Annotated in this window: 17 protein-coding genes; 8 read left to right on the forward strand and 9 right to left on the reverse strand. The window is 65.4% G+C overall.

The window, feature by feature from the left end; all coding sequences use genetic code 11:
• Positions 1-4: 4 nt before the first annotated feature.
• The 3 genes from Ga0102493_RS05220 to purM are packed head-to-tail and all read right to left on the reverse strand — an operon-like array spanning position 5 to position 3,298.
• Positions 5-1,219, reverse strand: a complete 1,215-nt coding sequence (locus Ga0102493_RS05220) for a sulfotransferase (RefSeq protein ID WP_034904008.1) — start codon at positions 1,217-1,219, stop codon at positions 5-7.
• Positions 1,219-2,196 carry a phosphoribosylglycinamide formyltransferase gene (gene purN, locus Ga0102493_RS05225; protein ID WP_034904006.1) on the reverse strand — a complete coding sequence of 326 codons (978 nt, stop codon included), beginning with the start codon at positions 2,194-2,196 and terminating at the stop codon, positions 1,219-1,221. Before purN ends, Ga0102493_RS05220 begins: the two co-directional genes overlap by 1 nt.
• A complete protein-coding gene (gene purM, locus Ga0102493_RS05230) occupies positions 2,189-3,298 on the reverse strand; it encodes a phosphoribosylformylglycinamidine cyclo-ligase (protein WP_034904003.1) in 1,110 nt (369 codons plus the stop codon). The genes purN and purM overlap by 8 nt, the downstream gene beginning before the upstream one ends.
• 71 nt (positions 3,299-3,369) lie before the next feature.
• On the opposite strand from purM, the gene Ga0102493_RS05235 reads away from it, so the two are divergent.
• The 4 genes from Ga0102493_RS05235 to Ga0102493_RS05250 all read left to right on the forward strand — a co-directional run bounded on the left by Ga0102493_RS05235 (position 3,370) and on the right by Ga0102493_RS05250 (position 6,504).
• Positions 3,370-4,686, forward strand: a complete 1,317-nt coding sequence (locus tag Ga0102493_RS05235) for a hypothetical protein (RefSeq protein WP_081845652.1) — start codon at positions 3,370-3,372, stop codon at positions 4,684-4,686.
• Between the two features lie 14 nt (positions 4,687-4,700).
• Positions 4,701-5,342: an HdaA/DnaA family protein gene (locus Ga0102493_RS05240; protein ID WP_034904001.1), complete on the forward strand. Its 642-nt coding sequence runs from the start codon at positions 4,701-4,703 to the stop codon at positions 5,340-5,342.
• A gap of 68 nt (positions 5,343-5,410) precedes the next feature.
• The gene (gene epsC, locus Ga0102493_RS05245) at positions 5,411-6,142 is read left to right on the forward strand and encodes a serine O-acetyltransferase EpsC (protein ID WP_034903998.1); all 732 of its coding nucleotides are present in this window, start codon (positions 5,411-5,413) and stop codon (positions 6,140-6,142) included.
• Positions 6,142-6,504: a DUF2794 domain-containing protein gene (locus Ga0102493_RS05250; protein WP_051697994.1), complete on the forward strand. Its 363-nt coding sequence runs from the start codon at positions 6,142-6,144 to the stop codon at positions 6,502-6,504. The genes epsC and Ga0102493_RS05250 overlap by 1 nt, the downstream gene beginning before the upstream one ends.
• A 694-nt stretch (positions 6,505-7,198) precedes the next feature.
• Here the strand turns inward: Ga0102493_RS05250 and Ga0102493_RS05255 are convergent.
• Together Ga0102493_RS05255 and Ga0102493_RS05260 are read right to left on the reverse strand one after the other, a co-directional pair.
• On the reverse strand, positions 7,199-8,128 hold the full coding sequence (locus Ga0102493_RS05255; RefSeq protein WP_034903994.1) for an SDR family NAD(P)-dependent oxidoreductase: 930 nt from the start codon (positions 8,126-8,128) through the stop codon (positions 7,199-7,201).
• Between the two features lie 149 nt (positions 8,129-8,277).
• The gene (locus Ga0102493_RS05260; RefSeq protein WP_034904138.1) at positions 8,278-8,982 is read right to left on the reverse strand and encodes an HAD-IA family hydrolase; all 705 of its coding nucleotides are present in this window, start codon (positions 8,980-8,982) and stop codon (positions 8,278-8,280) included.
• An 88-nt stretch (positions 8,983-9,070) separates the two neighbouring features.
• Here Ga0102493_RS05260 and glmU point away from each other — a divergent pair, with 88 nt between their 5' ends.
• The 4 genes from glmU to Ga0102493_RS05280 are packed head-to-tail and all read left to right on the forward strand — an operon-like array spanning position 9,071 to position 11,769.
• On the forward strand, positions 9,071-10,432 hold the full coding sequence (glmU, locus tag Ga0102493_RS05265) for a bifunctional UDP-N-acetylglucosamine diphosphorylase/glucosamine-1-phosphate N-acetyltransferase GlmU (protein ID WP_034903992.1): 1,362 nt from the start codon (positions 9,071-9,073) through the stop codon (positions 10,430-10,432).
• A complete protein-coding gene (locus Ga0102493_RS05270) occupies positions 10,429-10,800 on the forward strand; it encodes a VOC family protein (RefSeq protein ID WP_034903990.1) in 372 nt (123 codons plus the stop codon). The genes glmU and Ga0102493_RS05270 overlap by 4 nt, the downstream gene beginning before the upstream one ends.
• On the forward strand, positions 10,797-11,072 hold the full coding sequence (locus Ga0102493_RS05275; protein WP_034903987.1) for an HNH endonuclease: 276 nt from the start codon (positions 10,797-10,799) through the stop codon (positions 11,070-11,072). The genes Ga0102493_RS05270 and Ga0102493_RS05275 overlap by 4 nt, the downstream gene beginning before the upstream one ends.
• A 43-nt stretch (positions 11,073-11,115) precedes the next feature.
• A complete protein-coding gene (locus Ga0102493_RS05280) occupies positions 11,116-11,769 on the forward strand; it encodes an SOUL family heme-binding protein (protein WP_034903986.1) in 654 nt (217 codons plus the stop codon).
• Positions 11,770-11,773: 4 nt separating this feature from the next.
• Here Ga0102493_RS05280 and Ga0102493_RS05285 read toward each other — a convergent pair whose 3' ends face one another.
• From Ga0102493_RS05285 to atpD, 4 genes are all read right to left on the reverse strand, one after another.
• Positions 11,774-12,013 carry a DUF1153 domain-containing protein gene (locus Ga0102493_RS05285; RefSeq protein ID WP_034903983.1) on the reverse strand — a complete coding sequence of 80 codons (240 nt, stop codon included), beginning with the start codon at positions 12,011-12,013 and terminating at the stop codon, positions 11,774-11,776.
• 228 nt (positions 12,014-12,241) lie between these two features.
• A complete protein-coding gene (locus tag Ga0102493_RS05290) occupies positions 12,242-14,392 on the reverse strand; it encodes a prolyl oligopeptidase family serine peptidase (RefSeq protein ID WP_034903980.1) in 2,151 nt (716 codons plus the stop codon).
• 131 nt (positions 14,393-14,523) lie between these two features.
• Entirely contained in the window at positions 14,524-14,781 is a 258-nt protein-coding gene (locus tag Ga0102493_RS05295) for an ATP synthase F1 subunit epsilon (protein WP_034903975.1), read from the reverse strand.
• Positions 14,782-14,786: 5 nt separating this feature from the next.
• Positions 14,787-16,244: a F0F1 ATP synthase subunit beta gene (gene atpD / locus Ga0102493_RS05300; protein ID WP_034903970.1), complete on the reverse strand. Its 1,458-nt coding sequence runs from the start codon at positions 16,242-16,244 to the stop codon at positions 14,787-14,789.
• Between the last annotated feature and the right edge of the window lie 2 nt (positions 16,245-16,246).

Genomic DNA, 16,246 nt, shown 5'->3' on the forward strand with positions numbered 1-16,246 from the left:
CGCTTCAGCTTGCCTGCGGTTCGGCGAACCGGGCGAGCTGGTCGGAATGGGCGTGATGCGTGCCGCGCTCGCTGCTTGCCATTTCCGCGCGCATCGCGGCCAGCGCCTGCGTTGTGAGATACAGGCCCAGTTCGGCATAGGTTCGCGCGATCTCGGCCTGCCAGTCGGCGTTGAGCGCATCGAAATCGAGCCGCGTGACCGGTCCGTCCCAGTCGCGAAGCGCCTCGGCCATGCGCGCTTCGCGCAGCTCGATCTTGTGCCTCCAGACCGCCTCGATCCGCGCGAGGTCGCACGAATCCGACTGGATCGCCATCTGGTTCGCCGCCAGCGAAATGGCGCTTTTGAGCACCGCTTCCTGGTCGCGCTGGGCGATCACCAGCCGGGCATCGGGGAATTGGGACAGGAGTGTCGCGAGATCCTCGGCGAATGCGGGAACCTTCATCACCCGCGGCCGGCCCGCATTGCCGCGATGGGCCGCATCGGTCCGCAGCATGCGTGCGAACTCACGGTAGATCGAAGCAGGATCGCGGGCCTCGCTCCAGGCCGAATAGCCCGGGATATGCCACTGCGATTCGTAGATCGAATGGTGCAGCGCGGCCGATATCCATGCCAGCTCCTCCTCGGCCCGCGCGGGGGCCATCGGGTGGATCGATTGCAGCCACGGATTGAGCGCACCGAGAAGCGCAAGGTCGAGCGCGCTTTTCGCCCGGTTCATTCCGAAGCGCGAGGGGACCGGGTGATAGGCATCGCAATAGCGGGTGTGCGAATGGGCCGGGTCGGCGGCGAGCAGTTTGTGAATGCGGGTCGTGCCCGAACGCATGTGGCCGATGACGACGATCGGCGCGGCAAGCGGCGTTCGCGCCATTTCGGGCCGCTTAGCCCACAGCGCGCCGAGCCGCAGGCGATTGCGCACCGCCCGCACCAATTGGCCATGCGCCATTGCCCGGCCGAGCGGGTTGAGATCGGCTTCCTCACGCACGGCAGCCGAAAGCCTCTCGAACCGCTCGCGGAAATCTGCCACCTCCTCCGACCCGCGCCCTGCATGCTGCGCAGCCTCGGCAGCGGCGCCGAGCGGCCGGGCGGCGATTTCCCACATCATATCGGGATCGAGCGAGGGCTCGGGCAGGCGTCCCTTTTCCCAAGCATTTCCGAGCAGCGCGCTGGCGCGTTCGGCGAGCGGCGCGCGGGCGAGGGGATGTTCGCGCGGCGGAACCTTCATCAGAACATGTCCGCCGCATCGTGCAGCCGGGTCAGCCGCGCCGGCGCGACGCTGCGCCAGCTGCGCTCGAGCCATCCGCCGACATGTGCCCAGTCGAGCCCCGGCCGGTCGAGGATCAGGCCGACCCATCCGCTCGCGCCGTAATAGGCGGGCTTGAAATAGGCCTGCGGCTGCGTCTCGACGAGGTTCAGCAATTCGTCCATCCCGCTCGTCTTGACGAGCAGCGCGACATGGCCGCTGCCGTGATGACGATCGTTGAAATGGGCAAAGAACCTGCCCGATTTATCCGGACCGACCCTGAACCCGGGCGCGCCGTGGCTTTCGCGCTCGTGCGTTTCGGGCAGGGCGAGCGCCAGCGCGCGCACGCGTGCGAGCAGGTGTTCAGGATCGCTCCCGCGCGATACATAATCGGCCAGCGCGCGGGGGAAGAGCTGGTGCTCGGCGATGCGGACCCGTGCGGCGAGGCTCTCGGGGGAGTCCTCCGGCGCGATCGCGACCCGCGCCTGTGCCAGCACTTCGCCCGAATCCAGTTCGTTCGTGACCAGGTGCACGCTTGCCCCCGCATGGCTGTCGCCTGCCTCGATCGCGCGGGCATAGGTATCGAGTCCCTTGTATTTCGGCAGCAGCGAGGGATGGATGTTGAGCATCCTTCCCTGCCAGCGCTGCACGAATTCCTCCGACAAGATCCGCATGTAACCGGCGAGTACGATGTGGTCAGCCCCCGCTTCGAGCGCCGCGGCCTCCATCGCCTCGTCCTGCGCCTGGCGGCTTATGCCCTTGTGCGAATGAGCGAAGGTGCGAGTGCCTTCGAGCCGGGCGAGCGCCAGTCCTTCCGCTGCGGGATCGTTGCTTGCCACCAGCACCACCTCATACGGGGCGCCCGGCAGGCGGCTCGCATAGAGCAGCGCGGCCATGTTGGTCCCCGCGCCCGAGATGAAGATCGCGACCTTCGCCCGGGGCCGGGGCGTATCAGCCATTGTGGACCGCTTCGAAAGGCTCGCGCGCGCTCCACGTGCCGCGACTGCCGCGAACGGTGCAGCCGCGCGGCCCCTCGACGATTTCGCCGACCCTGAAGGCGGTTTCGCCGGCCGTTCCGAGCCGCTCGAAGACGGCGCCTGCCCGATCGGGGGCGACCGCAAGCACCATGCCCACGCCGCAATTGAAGGTGCGGGCCAGTTCCTCGGGTTCGATATTTCCCTGCGCCTGGAGGAAGGCCATCAGGCGCGGCTGCTGCCAGCTGTCCGCATCGACGTGCGCATGCGCGCCTTCGGGAAGGATCCGCGGTATGTTCTCGAGCAGCCCCCCGCCGGTGATATGGGCGAGCGCGTTCACATGGCCTTCGCGGATCAGCGGGAGCAGGCTTTCGACGTAGATCCGCGTCGGCTCGATCAGAGCGTCGATCAGCAGGCGGTCGCGATCGAAGACGGCTGGCCGGTCCATCTTCCAGCCGAAATCGGCGGCGAGACGGCGGACCAGCGAATACCCGTTGGAATGGACGCCGGAGGAGGCGAGGCCGACCAGCACGTCGCCTGGCGCCACTCGATCGCCGGTCAACTGCTCGCCGCGCTCGACCGCGCCGACGCAGAACCCCGCGAGGTCATAGTCGCCTGGGGCATACATGCCGGGCATCTCCGCCGTCTCGCCGCCGATCAGTGCGCATCCGGCGTGCTTGCAGCCTTCGGCTATCCCGGCGATGACGCGCTCGGCGACGCCCTCCTCAAGCTTTCCGGTGGCGAAATAGTCGAGGAAGAAAAGCGGTTCTGCGCCCTGAACGATGAGGTCATTGACGCACATCGCGACGAGGTCGATGCCGACGCTGTCGTGGCGGTCGTATTCGATCGCTAGCTTGAGCTTGGTCCCCACCCCGTCATTGGCAGCGACCAGAAGCGGGTCCGAATAGCCCGCCGCCTTCGGGTCGAAGAACCCGCCGAAGCCGCCCAGTTCGCTGGTCGCGCCGGGCCGCGCGGTCGCTTTCGCGAGCGGGGCGATCGCCCGGACGAGCCGGTTGCCCGCCTCGATCGAGACGCCGGCCTGTTCGTAGGTATAGGGGCCCGACGAAGATTGGCGAGGGTCGTTCATATCCCGCGTCCTTAGCCTTTCGCGCTTGGAATTCCACTCACCTTTGGGCAAAAGCGCGCAGGCTTTCCACGATGACCGCGTCTTTTCCCACCCTGCACCGGCCCGAAGCCGGGACCACGCTCCCGCCGCGGCGCTGGCTGCGCCATGGCGCAGCCGCTCTCGGCGCGCTCGCGCTGCTCGGCGGCGGCTATGCGCTGGTCCTCGCTCAGGTTTCGGGTGAACGCGGGATCGCGCCCACCGCTTCGAGCGCGGATATCGAGGTGCGCGGAATCGCAGTCGACGTGACGGCCGATTCGGCCGAGGAAGCGCGGCAGCAGGCCTGGCGCGAAGCCCAGCGCAAGGCGTGGGAGAAGGTCGACGGCCCCGATGTCTCGGACAGCGAGCTTTCCGCGATGGTCTCCGCGATCGTGATTGAGCGCGAGAGCATCGCTCCAAGACGCTATATTGCGAGGCTGGGCGTCGTGTTCGATCGGCAGCGCGCAGGGCGCTATCTCGGCGGTCAGTCGCAGCAGCGTTCGTCGGCCCCGATGCTCCTGATCCCGATCATGGCGAGCGGCGGGGCTTACACCACGTTCGAGCGGCGCAATGAATGGCAGCGCGCCTGGGCCGAATTCAATCCCGGCACGAGCCGGATCGACTATGTCAGGCCGAGCGGGGCGGGCGGCGATTCGCTGCTCATCAATTTCGGCCAGACGCGCAGGCGCAGTCGGGCATGGTGGCGCACGACGCTTGACCAGTATGGCGCGGCCGATGCGCTCGTTCCGATCGCGCGGATCGACTACCAGTTCCCCGGTGGCCCGGCGCGCGGCATCTTCACCGCGCGCTATGGCCCGGACAGCACCCTGCTTGGTGGCTTCGAGCTTTCCGCCGAAAGCCCCGAACAGATGCCGGGCATGCTGGCCGAGGCGGTGCGCCGGTTCGATCGGATGTTCGAGACCGCCCTCGAGCAGGGCAAGCTCACGCCCGATCCGACCCTGCAGGGCGGTGATTCGGGCGAGATGGACCCGGCCCTGCGCCGCCTCATCGAGATCGGCCGCGCAATCCAGCAGCGCGATCTGGCACGCGAGGAAAGAGGCCCGGCGCCGAACCAGCCGGAGACGAACCCGGCAGAGGCGCAGGAAACCCCCGACCCGGCCGAAACCGCCGCGCCGGTGCGCGCTATCACGGTCCAGTTCGCAAGCCCCGATGCGGCGACCTTCGATGCCGCGCTTTCCGCCGTGCGCGGCGTGCCGGGCGTGCGCGGGCTTGCCGTCACCAGCACCGCGATGGGCGGGACTTCGGTGATGAGCGTGCGCTATGCCGGGAGCCTCGACGAACTCGCCGAAGCGCTGGTCGAGCGCGGCTTTGCAGTCAATCGCGGGGCGGGCGCTCTCGCCATCAGCCGCTGACCGGGCCGCGCGCCGTGGGCAGAGCCGCCGATTCCCCTTCGCAGATCGCGCTTCCGTTGGTCCCCGGAGCGGGTGGCGCGCCGCGTCGGATCGTGATCGGCAACGCCAATGCGCACGCGATCGAAGCGCTCGCCGAACCGTCGCGCTGGCCCTTTGGCACGGCCATCCTCACCGGGCCGCAGCGCTCGGGCAAGTCGCTGATCGGCGAATGGGCCGAAGGGCGCGGGATCGCGGTGATCGATGGCGCCGACAAGTGGGACGAGGACGCGCTGTTCCACCGCTGGAATGCGGGGCAGGAGGGCGGATCGCGGGCGGGTGAACCTTTGCTTCTGATCGCGGACAGCCAGCCATGGCACATCGCGCTCCCCGATCTCGCCTCGCGTCTCGGTGGGTCTCTTCAGCTCGAGATCGGCGTTCCGGACGATGCAATGGCGGCGCAATTGATCGAGGCGCTGGCCGAACAGCGCGGCCTTACGCTCGCCGAGGGCGCGGCCGACTACCTCGTTCCCCGGGCCGAACGCAGCTTTACCGGGCTGGAACAGCTGGTCGAGACCATCGACCGGATCAGCCTTGAACGGCAGGTCCCCGCCACCATGTCGGTCTGGCGCTCTGCGCTGGAGGCGATGCACGGGCCTGAACAGGGACGGCTGATCTAGCGGGCGGGAACGCTCATGCGGGCGGCGGATTTGCAAAAGGCGCCGATTGGTGGAAGGGTAAAAGAGCCATGTTCGATAAGCTCAAGGCCTATCTGGACTCGATCAGAGCGCGCGATCCTGCACCGCGTTCGCGCTGGGAGATCCTGCTTTATCCGGGCGTCTGGGCGCTGGGATTCCACCGCGTCGCCCATTGGCTGTTCGAAGCGAAGCTTTATTTCCTCGCCCGCGTCGTCAACCACGTCTCCCGCGCGCTCACCGCGATCGACATCCATCCGGGCGCGACGATCGGGCGGAACTTCTTCATCGATCACGGCTTCACCGTCATCGGCGAGACGGCGGAGATCGGCGACAATGTCACGATCTACCAATGCGTGACGCTGGGCGGGACGAACCCCACCAACGGCAAGGGCGGCAAGCGTCACCCGACGCTCGAGGACAATGTCATCATCGGTTCGGGCGCGCAGATCATCGGCCCGATCACCGTGGGTGAACGCGCCCGTGTCGGGGCGAATGCGGTGGTGACCGAGGACGTGCAGCCCGGCGCTACCATGGTCGGCCTCAAGGCACGCTCGACGCTGGTCCCGGCGGAGGAATGGATTCGCGAATTCATTCCCTATGGCACGCCGTCCGATGATCCGTGCGAACCGCGCAGCGACTGCATCGAGAAGCTCGAGAACGAGCTCAACCTTCTCAAGGCCGAAATCGCGGATTTGAAGGCGGAACAGGCCCGTGCACGCACGGACGAAGCGGCGCGGCAGGCGAGCCTCGATTTCGGCCGCAAGAGCGGGACGGGTGACTGATGGCCGGCAGCGGCTCCGGCCCCGGACAGATCGTCGCCTTTCCGGCGCGCGGGGCCGCCGGCCAGGTCGGCTTCGAACGCGAGGAGTTGCAGCGCATTCTCGACCTTTACGGCCGGATGGTCGCGGCCGGCGAATGGCGTGACTACGCGATGGATTTCGATTCGAAATGCGCGACCTTCGCGGCCTTCCGCCGCACCGCCGAACGCCCGCAGGCGCGGCTCGAAAAGCGCCCGGCGCTAAGGAACAAGCAGGGGATGTGGACGCTTTTCGGAGAACACGGTCAGGTGATGAAGCGCGGCCACGATCTTGCCAATGTACTCGCGCCGATGGAGCGGCGGCTGGTGAAGGCGGTCGAGGACTAGGCCCGACAAGGCGCGCTCCCACGCTCCGGCAGCGGAAGTGGCAGCTTTGGAACGCTCGAACCGCCTGTTCCGATGGCTGGAATTGGGTGGAGACTAGAAACTAGTCTAGATGCAGATTTCGTTGGTTAGTGGCCCGCCGCTGCCATAGACCCGAGCAGAATCGAAAAAAATTGATTACCGCCAAGATCCCTAGCGAAGAAAAAAGCCACCCCGATAAATTCTCACCGAGCAACCCGGTAACGCCGAATTCGTGGATGACCCAAACGAAGCCGAAAGCGAAGCCGAACATACTTATTACGGTCAGCCACGCGTAAATCGAGTTTCTTGCATCTTGGCCCATAGAAAGCAGTCTAGCATTTTGTAATTTGACCGGAAAGGGGTCGTTAACGGTCGGTCCGCTTCCGGTAGCGTTCCCCGAAAACCTGCCGCTGCCGTTTCCTACATCCGGCGAGCCCGCTAAACTTCGCGCCGCTCCTTCGCATCGTCGACCACACCGCGCGCGGACCTTCGCTCCCTAAAAGCCTCCGCTCCCCCTGTCCGTCCGGTGGGCGAAACGGGTGCTAAACATCTGGTATAAAGCAATTATTCGAGGCGTTGGAAAGTTGACAGGGTGTAACCTTTGTCCGCTTGAATGCGAAAAGGCCCGCCCCCTTGCGAGGGCGGGCCTTGCCGAATTGCGTCGCGAGAGGGCGGCTCACCCGCGCGCGCTGCTCGGGCCGGTGCCGGTGACCTTCTGCATGGCCTTGAGGATGTTGCCCGACTGCTCCGAGCCGCTCTGCGGGGCCTGGAGATTGGTGAAGGAATTGATCTCCTCCCAGCGCGCGGCGAAGCCTTCGACCGTGCGGTCCTCGTCCCTGAGCCAGACGGCGTCGTTCATCACCACCCACGAGGAGTGGAAACCGCCCGCACCCGCGCCGACGATGGCATTGGTCGGCGCGTCCTCGCTGACGAGGAAGAGCGCCGCCGGGACCACGTTTTCCGGGGCGAAGAGCTTGAAGGCTTCCTCGGGGAAGAGGTCTTCGGTCATGCGGGTGCCGGCGACCGGCGACAGGGTGTTGACCTTGATGTTGTACTTCGCGCCCTCGAGCTGGAGCGTCTTGGTCAGCCCCGCAAGGCCGAGCTTCGCCGCGCCGTAGTTCGCCTGGCCGAAATTGCCGAAAAGGCCGGTCGAGGATGCGGTCATGAGGATGCGGCCATAGGATTGCTCACGGAAGGTTTCCCAGCACGCCTTGGTGACGAAGGCCGAACCGGTGAGGTGAACCTTCAATACGAATTCGAAATCGGCCGGGTCCATCTTCGCGAAGGTCTTGTCGCGCAGCACGCCCGCATTGTTGATGAGGACATGGACGCCGCCCCACTTCTGCTTGGCGTCGGCCACCATCTTTTCCATCTGTTCGTATTCGGTGACGGAGCCGCCATTGGCCATCGCCTCGCCACCGGCCTTCTCGATTTCCTCGACGACTGCGGCCGCCGCGTCCGAGGTGCCGGTGCCGTCGCGCGAACCACCGAGGTCGTTGACCACGACCTTCGCCCCGCGCTTCGCCAGTTCGAGCGCATAGGCCTTGCCGAGCCCGCCGCCCGCGCCGGTGACGATGGCGACCTTGTCCTTGAAATCGATGCTCATGGGTGTGTCCTCTCTGGTTGGGAGTGCGCGCCAGCTTGACGCGCGCGTAAACTCACGATTGCGCGCGCTGCGTGGCACTTTTGCGCGGGGCTTGCAACCGCCTCGGTAGGGGGAACAGGGCCTCCAGCCGTGCCGTAGCGGCAGTCCGGTCAGAGCGCTTGAAGCGCGGGGATCAGTTCATCGAGCGAATCGATCACCGCATCCGAACCAAGATCGCCGGGCAGGCGGTCGCAATAACCGTACCCGGCCGCGACCACCTTCACGCCCGCACCGCGTGCGGCCTTCACGTCATAGGTCGAATCGCCGATGAAGACGAAGCGGTCGGGATCCTCGATCCCGCAGCGCTTCTGCGCCTCGATGACGGGGGCAGGATCGGGTTTGGAGATGTATCTGCCGTCTTCGCCCTTGCCGATCGAATTGCCGCCGATGACCGTTTCGAACGGGTCGAGAAAATCGAGCTGGGTGAGGATCGAACGGGCGAATTCCTCGAACTTGTTGGTTACGACGGCCATCTTGACGCCCTTGGCGGCGAGCTCGTCGACGACGCGGCGGGCATGGTCGAAAGGCTCGGTGTGGACCGCATTGTTGTCGGCGTAATATTGCAGCATCGCCTTGTAGAGCGCGCGGAAATCGTCGCCCTCCAGACCCCCGGCGAGCCCGCCCTGTGCCTGCACCGCCCGGGCCAGCATGATCTTTGCCCCGCCGCCGATCAGGTCCTTCGAACTGCCGACCGGGACCGGCGCGAAACCGCCCAGCGAGAGCGCGTAATTGACCGCTGCGCCAAGGTCGCGGAACGTGTCGAGAAGGGTGCCGTCGAGGTCGAATCCGACCGCCGAAAATCGAAAATCCGTCATGCCCGCTCCCATACATGGACACGCGGCGCGAGACGACTTCAAATCGCAAGCATTTGCGGGCAGGCACGCTCCATCCTAAGGGGGACGCATGCACGATTTCGCCGCCATCATCCTCGCCGCGGGCAAGGGCACCCGCATGAAGAGCGACCTTCACAAGGTGCTCCACCCGATCGCCGGGAGGCCGATGCTCGGTCATCTCATGGCCGCGGTCGATCAACTGGGCGCGGCTCGGCAGGTGGTCGTGGTCGGCGCGGGGCGCGACCAGATCGAGCAAGCGGTGGAGGGCAGGGCCGAAACCTGCCTGCAGGAACCGCAGCTCGGCACCGGTCACGCGGTGCAGCAGGCCGAAACGCTGCTTGACGGATTCGATGGCGACGCGCTCGTCCTGTATGGCGACGTGCCGTTCGTGCGCGCAGAAACGATGCGCGCGATGCTCGAACGACTGAACGAACCAGATGCGCCCGCCGTGGTGGTGCTGGGCTTCGAACCCGATGATCCGCTCGCCTATGGCCGCGTCATCGCCGACGATGACGGCGCGATCATCAAGATGGTTGAATACAAGGACGCGGATGAAGGCGAGCGCGCCTGCCACCTGTGCAATTCGGGCCTGATGGCAGCGAAGGCAGGCGATCTGTTCGCGCTGCTCGCCCGGGTCGGCAATGACAACGCGCAGGGCGAATATTACCTTCCCGACATCGTCAACATCGCGATTGCCGACGGGCGGGTCTGCGCGGTCGTCATCACCGACGATCCGGACGAGGTCGCCGGCATCAATTCGCGCTCGGAACTCGCTCGCGTGGAGGCGCGCTGGCAGGCCGTGCGGCGCGAACGGGCAATGGCCGACGGCGCGACACTCATCGCGCCCGACACGGTGTTCTTCAGCTGGGACACCCAGATCGGCCGCGACGTGACGATCGAACCGCATGTCGTGTTCGGCCCCGGCGTGAGCGTAGCCGATCACGTCCACATCAAGGCCTATTGCCATATCGAGGGCGCGACCATCGCAAGCGGCGCATCGGTCGGCCCCTTCGCCCGCCTGCGCCCGGGCGCGGTGATGGAGGAGGGCAGCTTCGTCGGCAATTTCGTCGAGATGAAGAAGGCCGTCCTGGGCAAGGGCGCCAAGGCCAGCCACCTCTCCTATATCGGCGATGCGACCGTGGGTGCGGGCGCCAATATCGGTGCGGGCACGATCACCTGCAATTACGACGGCTATTTCAAGTACCAGACCCATATCGGCGAACGCGCCTTCATCGGATCGAACAGCGCTCTCGTCGCTCCGGTCAATATCGGCCCCGACGCGATCGTCGCCGCCGGCTCCACCGTCAGTCGCGACGTGGCGGCGGGCGAATTGCGCATGGTGCGCGCCGAACAGCTGATGAAACCCGGCTGGGCGGACCGATTCCATGATACGATGAAGAAGAAGAAGGAAGGATCGAAAAGGGAGAAGTGAGCGTGGCCCCGATCCTGTTCATCGCCACTGCCCGCGCCGAGGAAGCGCGGGCCTTCTACGCGGACGTGATGGGCTTCGCGCTGAAGGACGACAATCCCTTCTCGATCGAATTCGATGCCGGCGGCACGATGCTGCGGGTCCAGAAGGTCGAGACATTCGAGCCGCACCCTTTCACCGCGATCGGCTGGCTGGTCGAGGATATCGCGGCCGAACGCGACCGGCTGTACGATCGCGGCGCCCGCTTCGTGCGTTTCGATTTCCTCGACCAGGACGAACGCGATGTCTGGACGGCTCCCGATGGGGCCAGGGTCTGCTGGATGAAAGATCCCGACGGCAACACACTGTCGCTGACCCAGTTAGCGGCTTGAGCGCGGGCGAGGATCGCGTCTGCTGGCTTTGCGGTCGTCCCTTCGCGACGCGCATCCAGTGGCATCACCCCGTGCCGAGGTCGAAAAAGGGGCGCACCACCGTCCCGGTTCATCCGATCTGCCACAAGACCATCCACGCCAATTTCACCAATGCCGAACTCGCCCGGATCGGCGATGCGCCCGAATTGATCCGCGCGAAGCCGGAAATCGCGAAGTTCGTGCGCTGGATCAGCACCAGGCCGCCCGATTTTCACGCGCCGACGCGGACGTGAAGCGGGCGCGGGAACCTTCGCAGTCCCAGGGGGCTTTACCGGCATGAGAAAGACATTCTGGATCGCCGCGGGCAGCGCGCTCGCCCTTGCCGGAGCCGCCATGGCCTACGCCCAGTATCGCGACACCGAAGAGCCCGATTATGCCTCAGTGGCTGTCGACGGGGCATTCGAACTGCGCGATTATCCGGCGCTCGTTGTGGCCGAGATCACCCATATCGGTACCCGCCAGGCGGCGAGTTCGCGCAGCTTCCGCCGCCTTGCCGCCTATATCTTCGCGCAGGATCGGCCGGCCGGGGGCGAGCGGATCGCCATGACCTCGCCCGTGCTGCAGGACCGCGTTGCCGAGGACGAGAAGATCGCGATGACCGCGCCGGTGATGGAGGAACAGGTCGCCAAGGACAGTTGGCGCATGCGCTTCGTGATGCCCGCGAAGTACACGCTGGGCACCTTGCCCGAACCGCCCTCCGACATCACCCTGACCGAGATCCCGGCCCGCCGCATGGCAGCGGTGCGCTTTGCCGGAAACGGGTCGGCAGCCGATCTTGCTGACATGGAGCAGATGCTCGCCGAATGGATCGAGGCGCAGGGACTGCGGTCGAAGGGCACCTTTGAATACGCTTTCTACGATGCCCCGATGGTGCCCGGGCCCCTGCGCCGGAACGAGGTCATGATCGAAGTCGAGGAACCGCGCGAATAGGCGATCACGCCTCTTCGAGGTTGCTTTCGCGCGCGCTCGTCCCCACGAAATCGCGTTCCCATTGTTCGAATTCGCTGCGGCTGAGCAGGTATCGCTCGCGCGCTTCGTGGAAGCTGATCGCCTGTTCGCGCACGGCTCGCACCACGCCCGCCTTGCGCGCGGGGGACCAATGGACCCGGTGGCTCGGCGGCAGGCCGTAACGCTTGATCGCCTCGGCGATGGAAATGTCTTTCGGATAAGCCATGTCTCACTCCCTTCTCGCCCCTGTGTGACGCAAGAGAGCGGCTCTCAGGCTTAAGCCCGACTTTCGAAAGGTGGTTAAGACAGCGTTGCCGACACCCCTCGTGCGCCATCTGCGACGAAGCGAAGAGCGATTGTCGGAATGCCTTACAAAGGCGGCGGAAGAAAGCGAAAGGGCGGCCCGCAATGAAGCGGGCCGCCCTTCCTTTGGCGCTTCATGCGGACGGGCGAATCAGCCGCCCGAGCGGTCGTCCATCAGGCGCTGCATCAGGTAGACATGTTGGAGCGCCTCGAGCTTGGCGCGCTGTTCATTGTCGACCCCGCCCGAATGGCCGCCGGTCATGTCCTCGAAATAATAGTAATCGTGCCCCTGCGCCTTCAGCTTGGCCGCGCCCTTTCTCGCATGGGCGGGGTGGGTGCGATCATCGGCGGTCGATGCCCACAGGAAGGGGGCAGGGTAGTCCTCCTCCTCGGCGATCATCTGGTAGGGCGAATAGCCTTCGATCCAGGCGCGCTGTTCGGGGATGCGCGGGTCGCCATATTCGCCGATCCACGAAGCGCCGCGCCCGATCAGGTGATAGCGCAGCATGTCGAACAGCGGGATCTGCACGATCGCCGCGCCGAACAGGTCGGGTCGCTGGGTGAATGCGGTCCCGACCAGAAGGCCGCCCTGCGAGCCGCCCTGGATGCCGAGATGGTCGGGGCTGGTGAAGCCGCGCTCTACAAGGTCCTCGGCCACCGCGAGAAAATCATCCCACGTGCGCTGCTTGTTCTCGCGTATCGCGCTCTGGTGCCAGCCGGGTCCGAACTCGCCTCCGCCGCGCAGGTTCGCAAGGACATAGGCCCCGCCGCGTTCGAGCCACAGCTTGCCGGTCGTGCCGAGATAGCCGGGCAGACGCGGAATCTGGAAGCCGCCGTAGCCGGTCAGCAATGTCGGAGTCGCGCGGTCCAGTTTCATCCCTGCGGGCTTGACGATGAAATAGGGAATTTTCGTCCCGTCCGCACTCGACGCCTCATGCTGTTCGACCTCCATGCCCGCCTTGTCGAAATAGTAGGGCGAGGTCTTGATGATCTCGGGAGCACTATCGCCGTCCGAGTAATAGAGCGTCGTCGGGTTGAGGAAATCGGTGACGGTGAACATGACCTGGTCGGTCTCGTTCGAGCTCGCCGCGATCCCGACCGTCGCGTTGTCAGGCAGGTCGACTTCCTCGCTGATCCATGCACCGTCTGCGTAATTGAACTTGAGCACCTTGCCGACGACATTGTCGAGCAGGCCGACATAGAGTGCCTGCGCGGTGACCGACCCGCCACGCTTGGTCTGACGCTCGCCGGGTGCCCACACCAGCGTCCTTGCGGCGCCATTGGGATCGGCCTTCCACTCCTCGAGATCGACCGCGATCAGGCTGTCGGCCGGGAACCTCTGCCCCTGCGTCTCCCATTCGACATCGGTCGAGAACAGCAGGTGCCCGTCAACGATGCCGTAGGGCGAGGCCTTTTTCGGGATGTCGAGTTCTAGCCATTCACCGTCCTTCCAGACGTAATAGACGCTTTCGTGGAAGCTCACGCCGCGGAACGCCGTGCGCGCCTGGATCGTGCCGCTGGCATCGCGCAACAGGCTAGCGCCGGCCCACACGTCGGAGGGCTCGCCGCGGAAGATTTCCTCGGCTTGGGAAATCGGGGTGCCGCGCTTCCAGACGCGGCTCGTGAAGGGATATTCGCTCTCGGTCAGCGTGCCATCGCCAAAATCGCGGTTCACCAGCAGGGTATTCTCGTCGATCCACGAGATGCCGCCCTGGCTCTTTTCATTGAGCACGAAGCCGCCTTCGACGAAGGTCTTGGTCGAAGTGTCGAATTCGCGCATCACGGTGGCGTCCTCGCCTCCGTCGGAGAGCGCGATCATGCACTTGTTGAGAGCGGGCGGCAGACAGGTCGAACCCTTGTAGACCCATTCCCTGCCCTCTGCGGCGGCGAGCGCATCGATGTCGAGCACGGTTTCCCATTCGGGCTCGTCGCTGCGATAGCTCTCCAGGGTGGTGCGCCTGACGAGCCCCTTGGGATTCTCCTTGTCCTGCCAGAAATTGTACAGCCCGTCCGGTCGGAAGGAGACGTAGGGGATCCGGTCCTCGCTGTCATAGATGGCGAGCGCTTCGGCCTTTAACTGTTCGAAGCGCGGGTCGCTTTCGAGAGCGGCGAGGGTGCGCTCGTTTTCCTTTTCGACCCATTCGAGCGCCGTCTCCGAGCGCGCTTCCTCCAACCAGATGTAAGGGTCCTCTTCGGGACCGGGTACGCCCGGGGCGGTTTCGGAATTGCTCTGCGCGTTCGCGCCGGTCATCGAGGTCAGGGTCATCGCGGCTGCCAGTGGAAGGGTTGATACAAGCTTCAAGTGTCCTCTCCTGAACGGAATTGCTTGACGCAGATGTGACCGGATGCCGCCTCGATGTGAAGGGGAAGAATCAAAAAAGGGCGACCCCTTGCAGGGCCGCCCTTTGGTTCTTCATTCGCTGGATCGAGCGCTCAGCCCTCGACATGCTCCGCGAGCACGGTGAGGCCGTTCGCGCCGACTTCGGCGAAACCGCCGCGCACCTCGATCGTCTCGGGCGCCGCGCCTTCGCTCTTGTAGACCCGCACCTCGCCGTCGCGGATCGTCGACATGAAGGGCGCGTGGCCCTCGAGCACGCCGAATTCGCCTTCTGCCCCGGGCACGACGACCATGTGGACGTCCTCGGAGCGAACCAGCTTGGCCGGAGTGACGAGTTCGAAGTGGAGTGCCATCGCGCTTATGCGTCCTCGGCGAGCTTGGCGGCCTTTTCGACGGCCTGGTCGATCCCGCCGACCATGTAGAAGGCCGCTTCGGGCAGATGGTCGTATTCGCCTTCGACGACCGCCTTGAAGCTCTTCACCGTGTCTTCGAGCTGGACGAACACGCCCGGGATGTTGGTGAAGACTTCGGCCACGTGGAAGGGCTGCGAGAGGAACTTCTGGATCTTGCGCGCGCGCGCGACCGTCAGCTTGTCCTCTTCCGACAGTTCATCCATGCCGAGAATGGCGATGATGTCCTGGAGCGACTTGTACTTCTGCAGCGTCTCCTGAACGCGGCGAGCGGTCTCGTAATGCTCCTGGCCGACGACGCGCGGTTCGAGAACGCGGCTGGTGGAGTCGAGCGGATCGACCGCCGGGTAGATGCCCAGCTCCGAAATCGCGCGCGACAGCGTCGTGGTCGCATCGAGGTGCGCGAAGGAGGTGGCGGGCGCCGGGTCGGTAAGGTCGTCCGCAGGCACGTAGATCGCCTGGACCGAGGTGATCGAGCCCTTGGTGGTCGAGGTGATGCGTTCCTGCAGGTTCCCCATGTCGGTCGCCAGCGTCGGCTGATAGCCCACCGCGGACGGGATACGGCCGAGCAGCGCCGACACTTCCGAACCCGCCTGCGTGAAGCGGAAGATGTTGTCGACGAAGAAGAGCACGTCCTGGCCTTCCTGGTCGCGGAAATATTCGGCCATGGTCAGGCCCGAAAGCGCCACGCGGGCACGCGCGCCCGGAGGCTCGTTCATCTGGCCGAAGACGAGCGCCACCTTGGAGCCTTCGCTCGTCGCGTTGCCATCGGCATCCTTGGCGATGACGCCCGCGTCGAGGAATTCGTGGTAGAGATCATTGCCCTCGCGGGTGCGTTCACCGACGCCCGCGAAGACCGACACGCCGCCGTGGCCCTTGGCGATGTTGTTGATGAGTTCCTGGATCAGCACGGTCTTCCCGACGCCCGCGCCGCCGAACAGGCCGATCTTTCCGCCCTTGGCGTAAGGGGCGAGGAGGTCGATGACCTTGATGCCGGTGACGAGAATGCTCGCTTCGGTCGACTGATCGATGAATTCGGGAGCCGGAGCGTGGATCGGCATGGTCTGGTCGGCACCGATCGGGCCGCGCTCGTCGATCGCTTCGCCAACGACGTTCATGATCCGGCCCAGCGTCTTGGGGCCCACGGGCACGCTGATCTGCCGGCCGGTGTTGACCACTTCCTGGCCGCGAACAAGGCCGTCCGTGCCGTCCATCGCGATGGTGCGCACGGTGTTCTCGCCGAGGTGCTGGGCGACTTCGAGGACGAGCGTGGTGTCGCCATTCTTCGTTTCGAGAGCGGTGAGGATCGACGGCAGTTCACCTTCGAACTGGACGTCGACGACGGCGCCGATGACCTGGCTGATCGTGCCGTTCGTGGTCTGGTTCAATGCGGGGGCGGTGGCCATTT

The organism is Erythrobacter litoralis (assembly GCF_001719165.1).
In the GTDB taxonomy this organism is placed as follows: Bacteria; Pseudomonadota; Alphaproteobacteria; order Sphingomonadales; family Sphingomonadaceae; genus Erythrobacter; species Erythrobacter litoralis.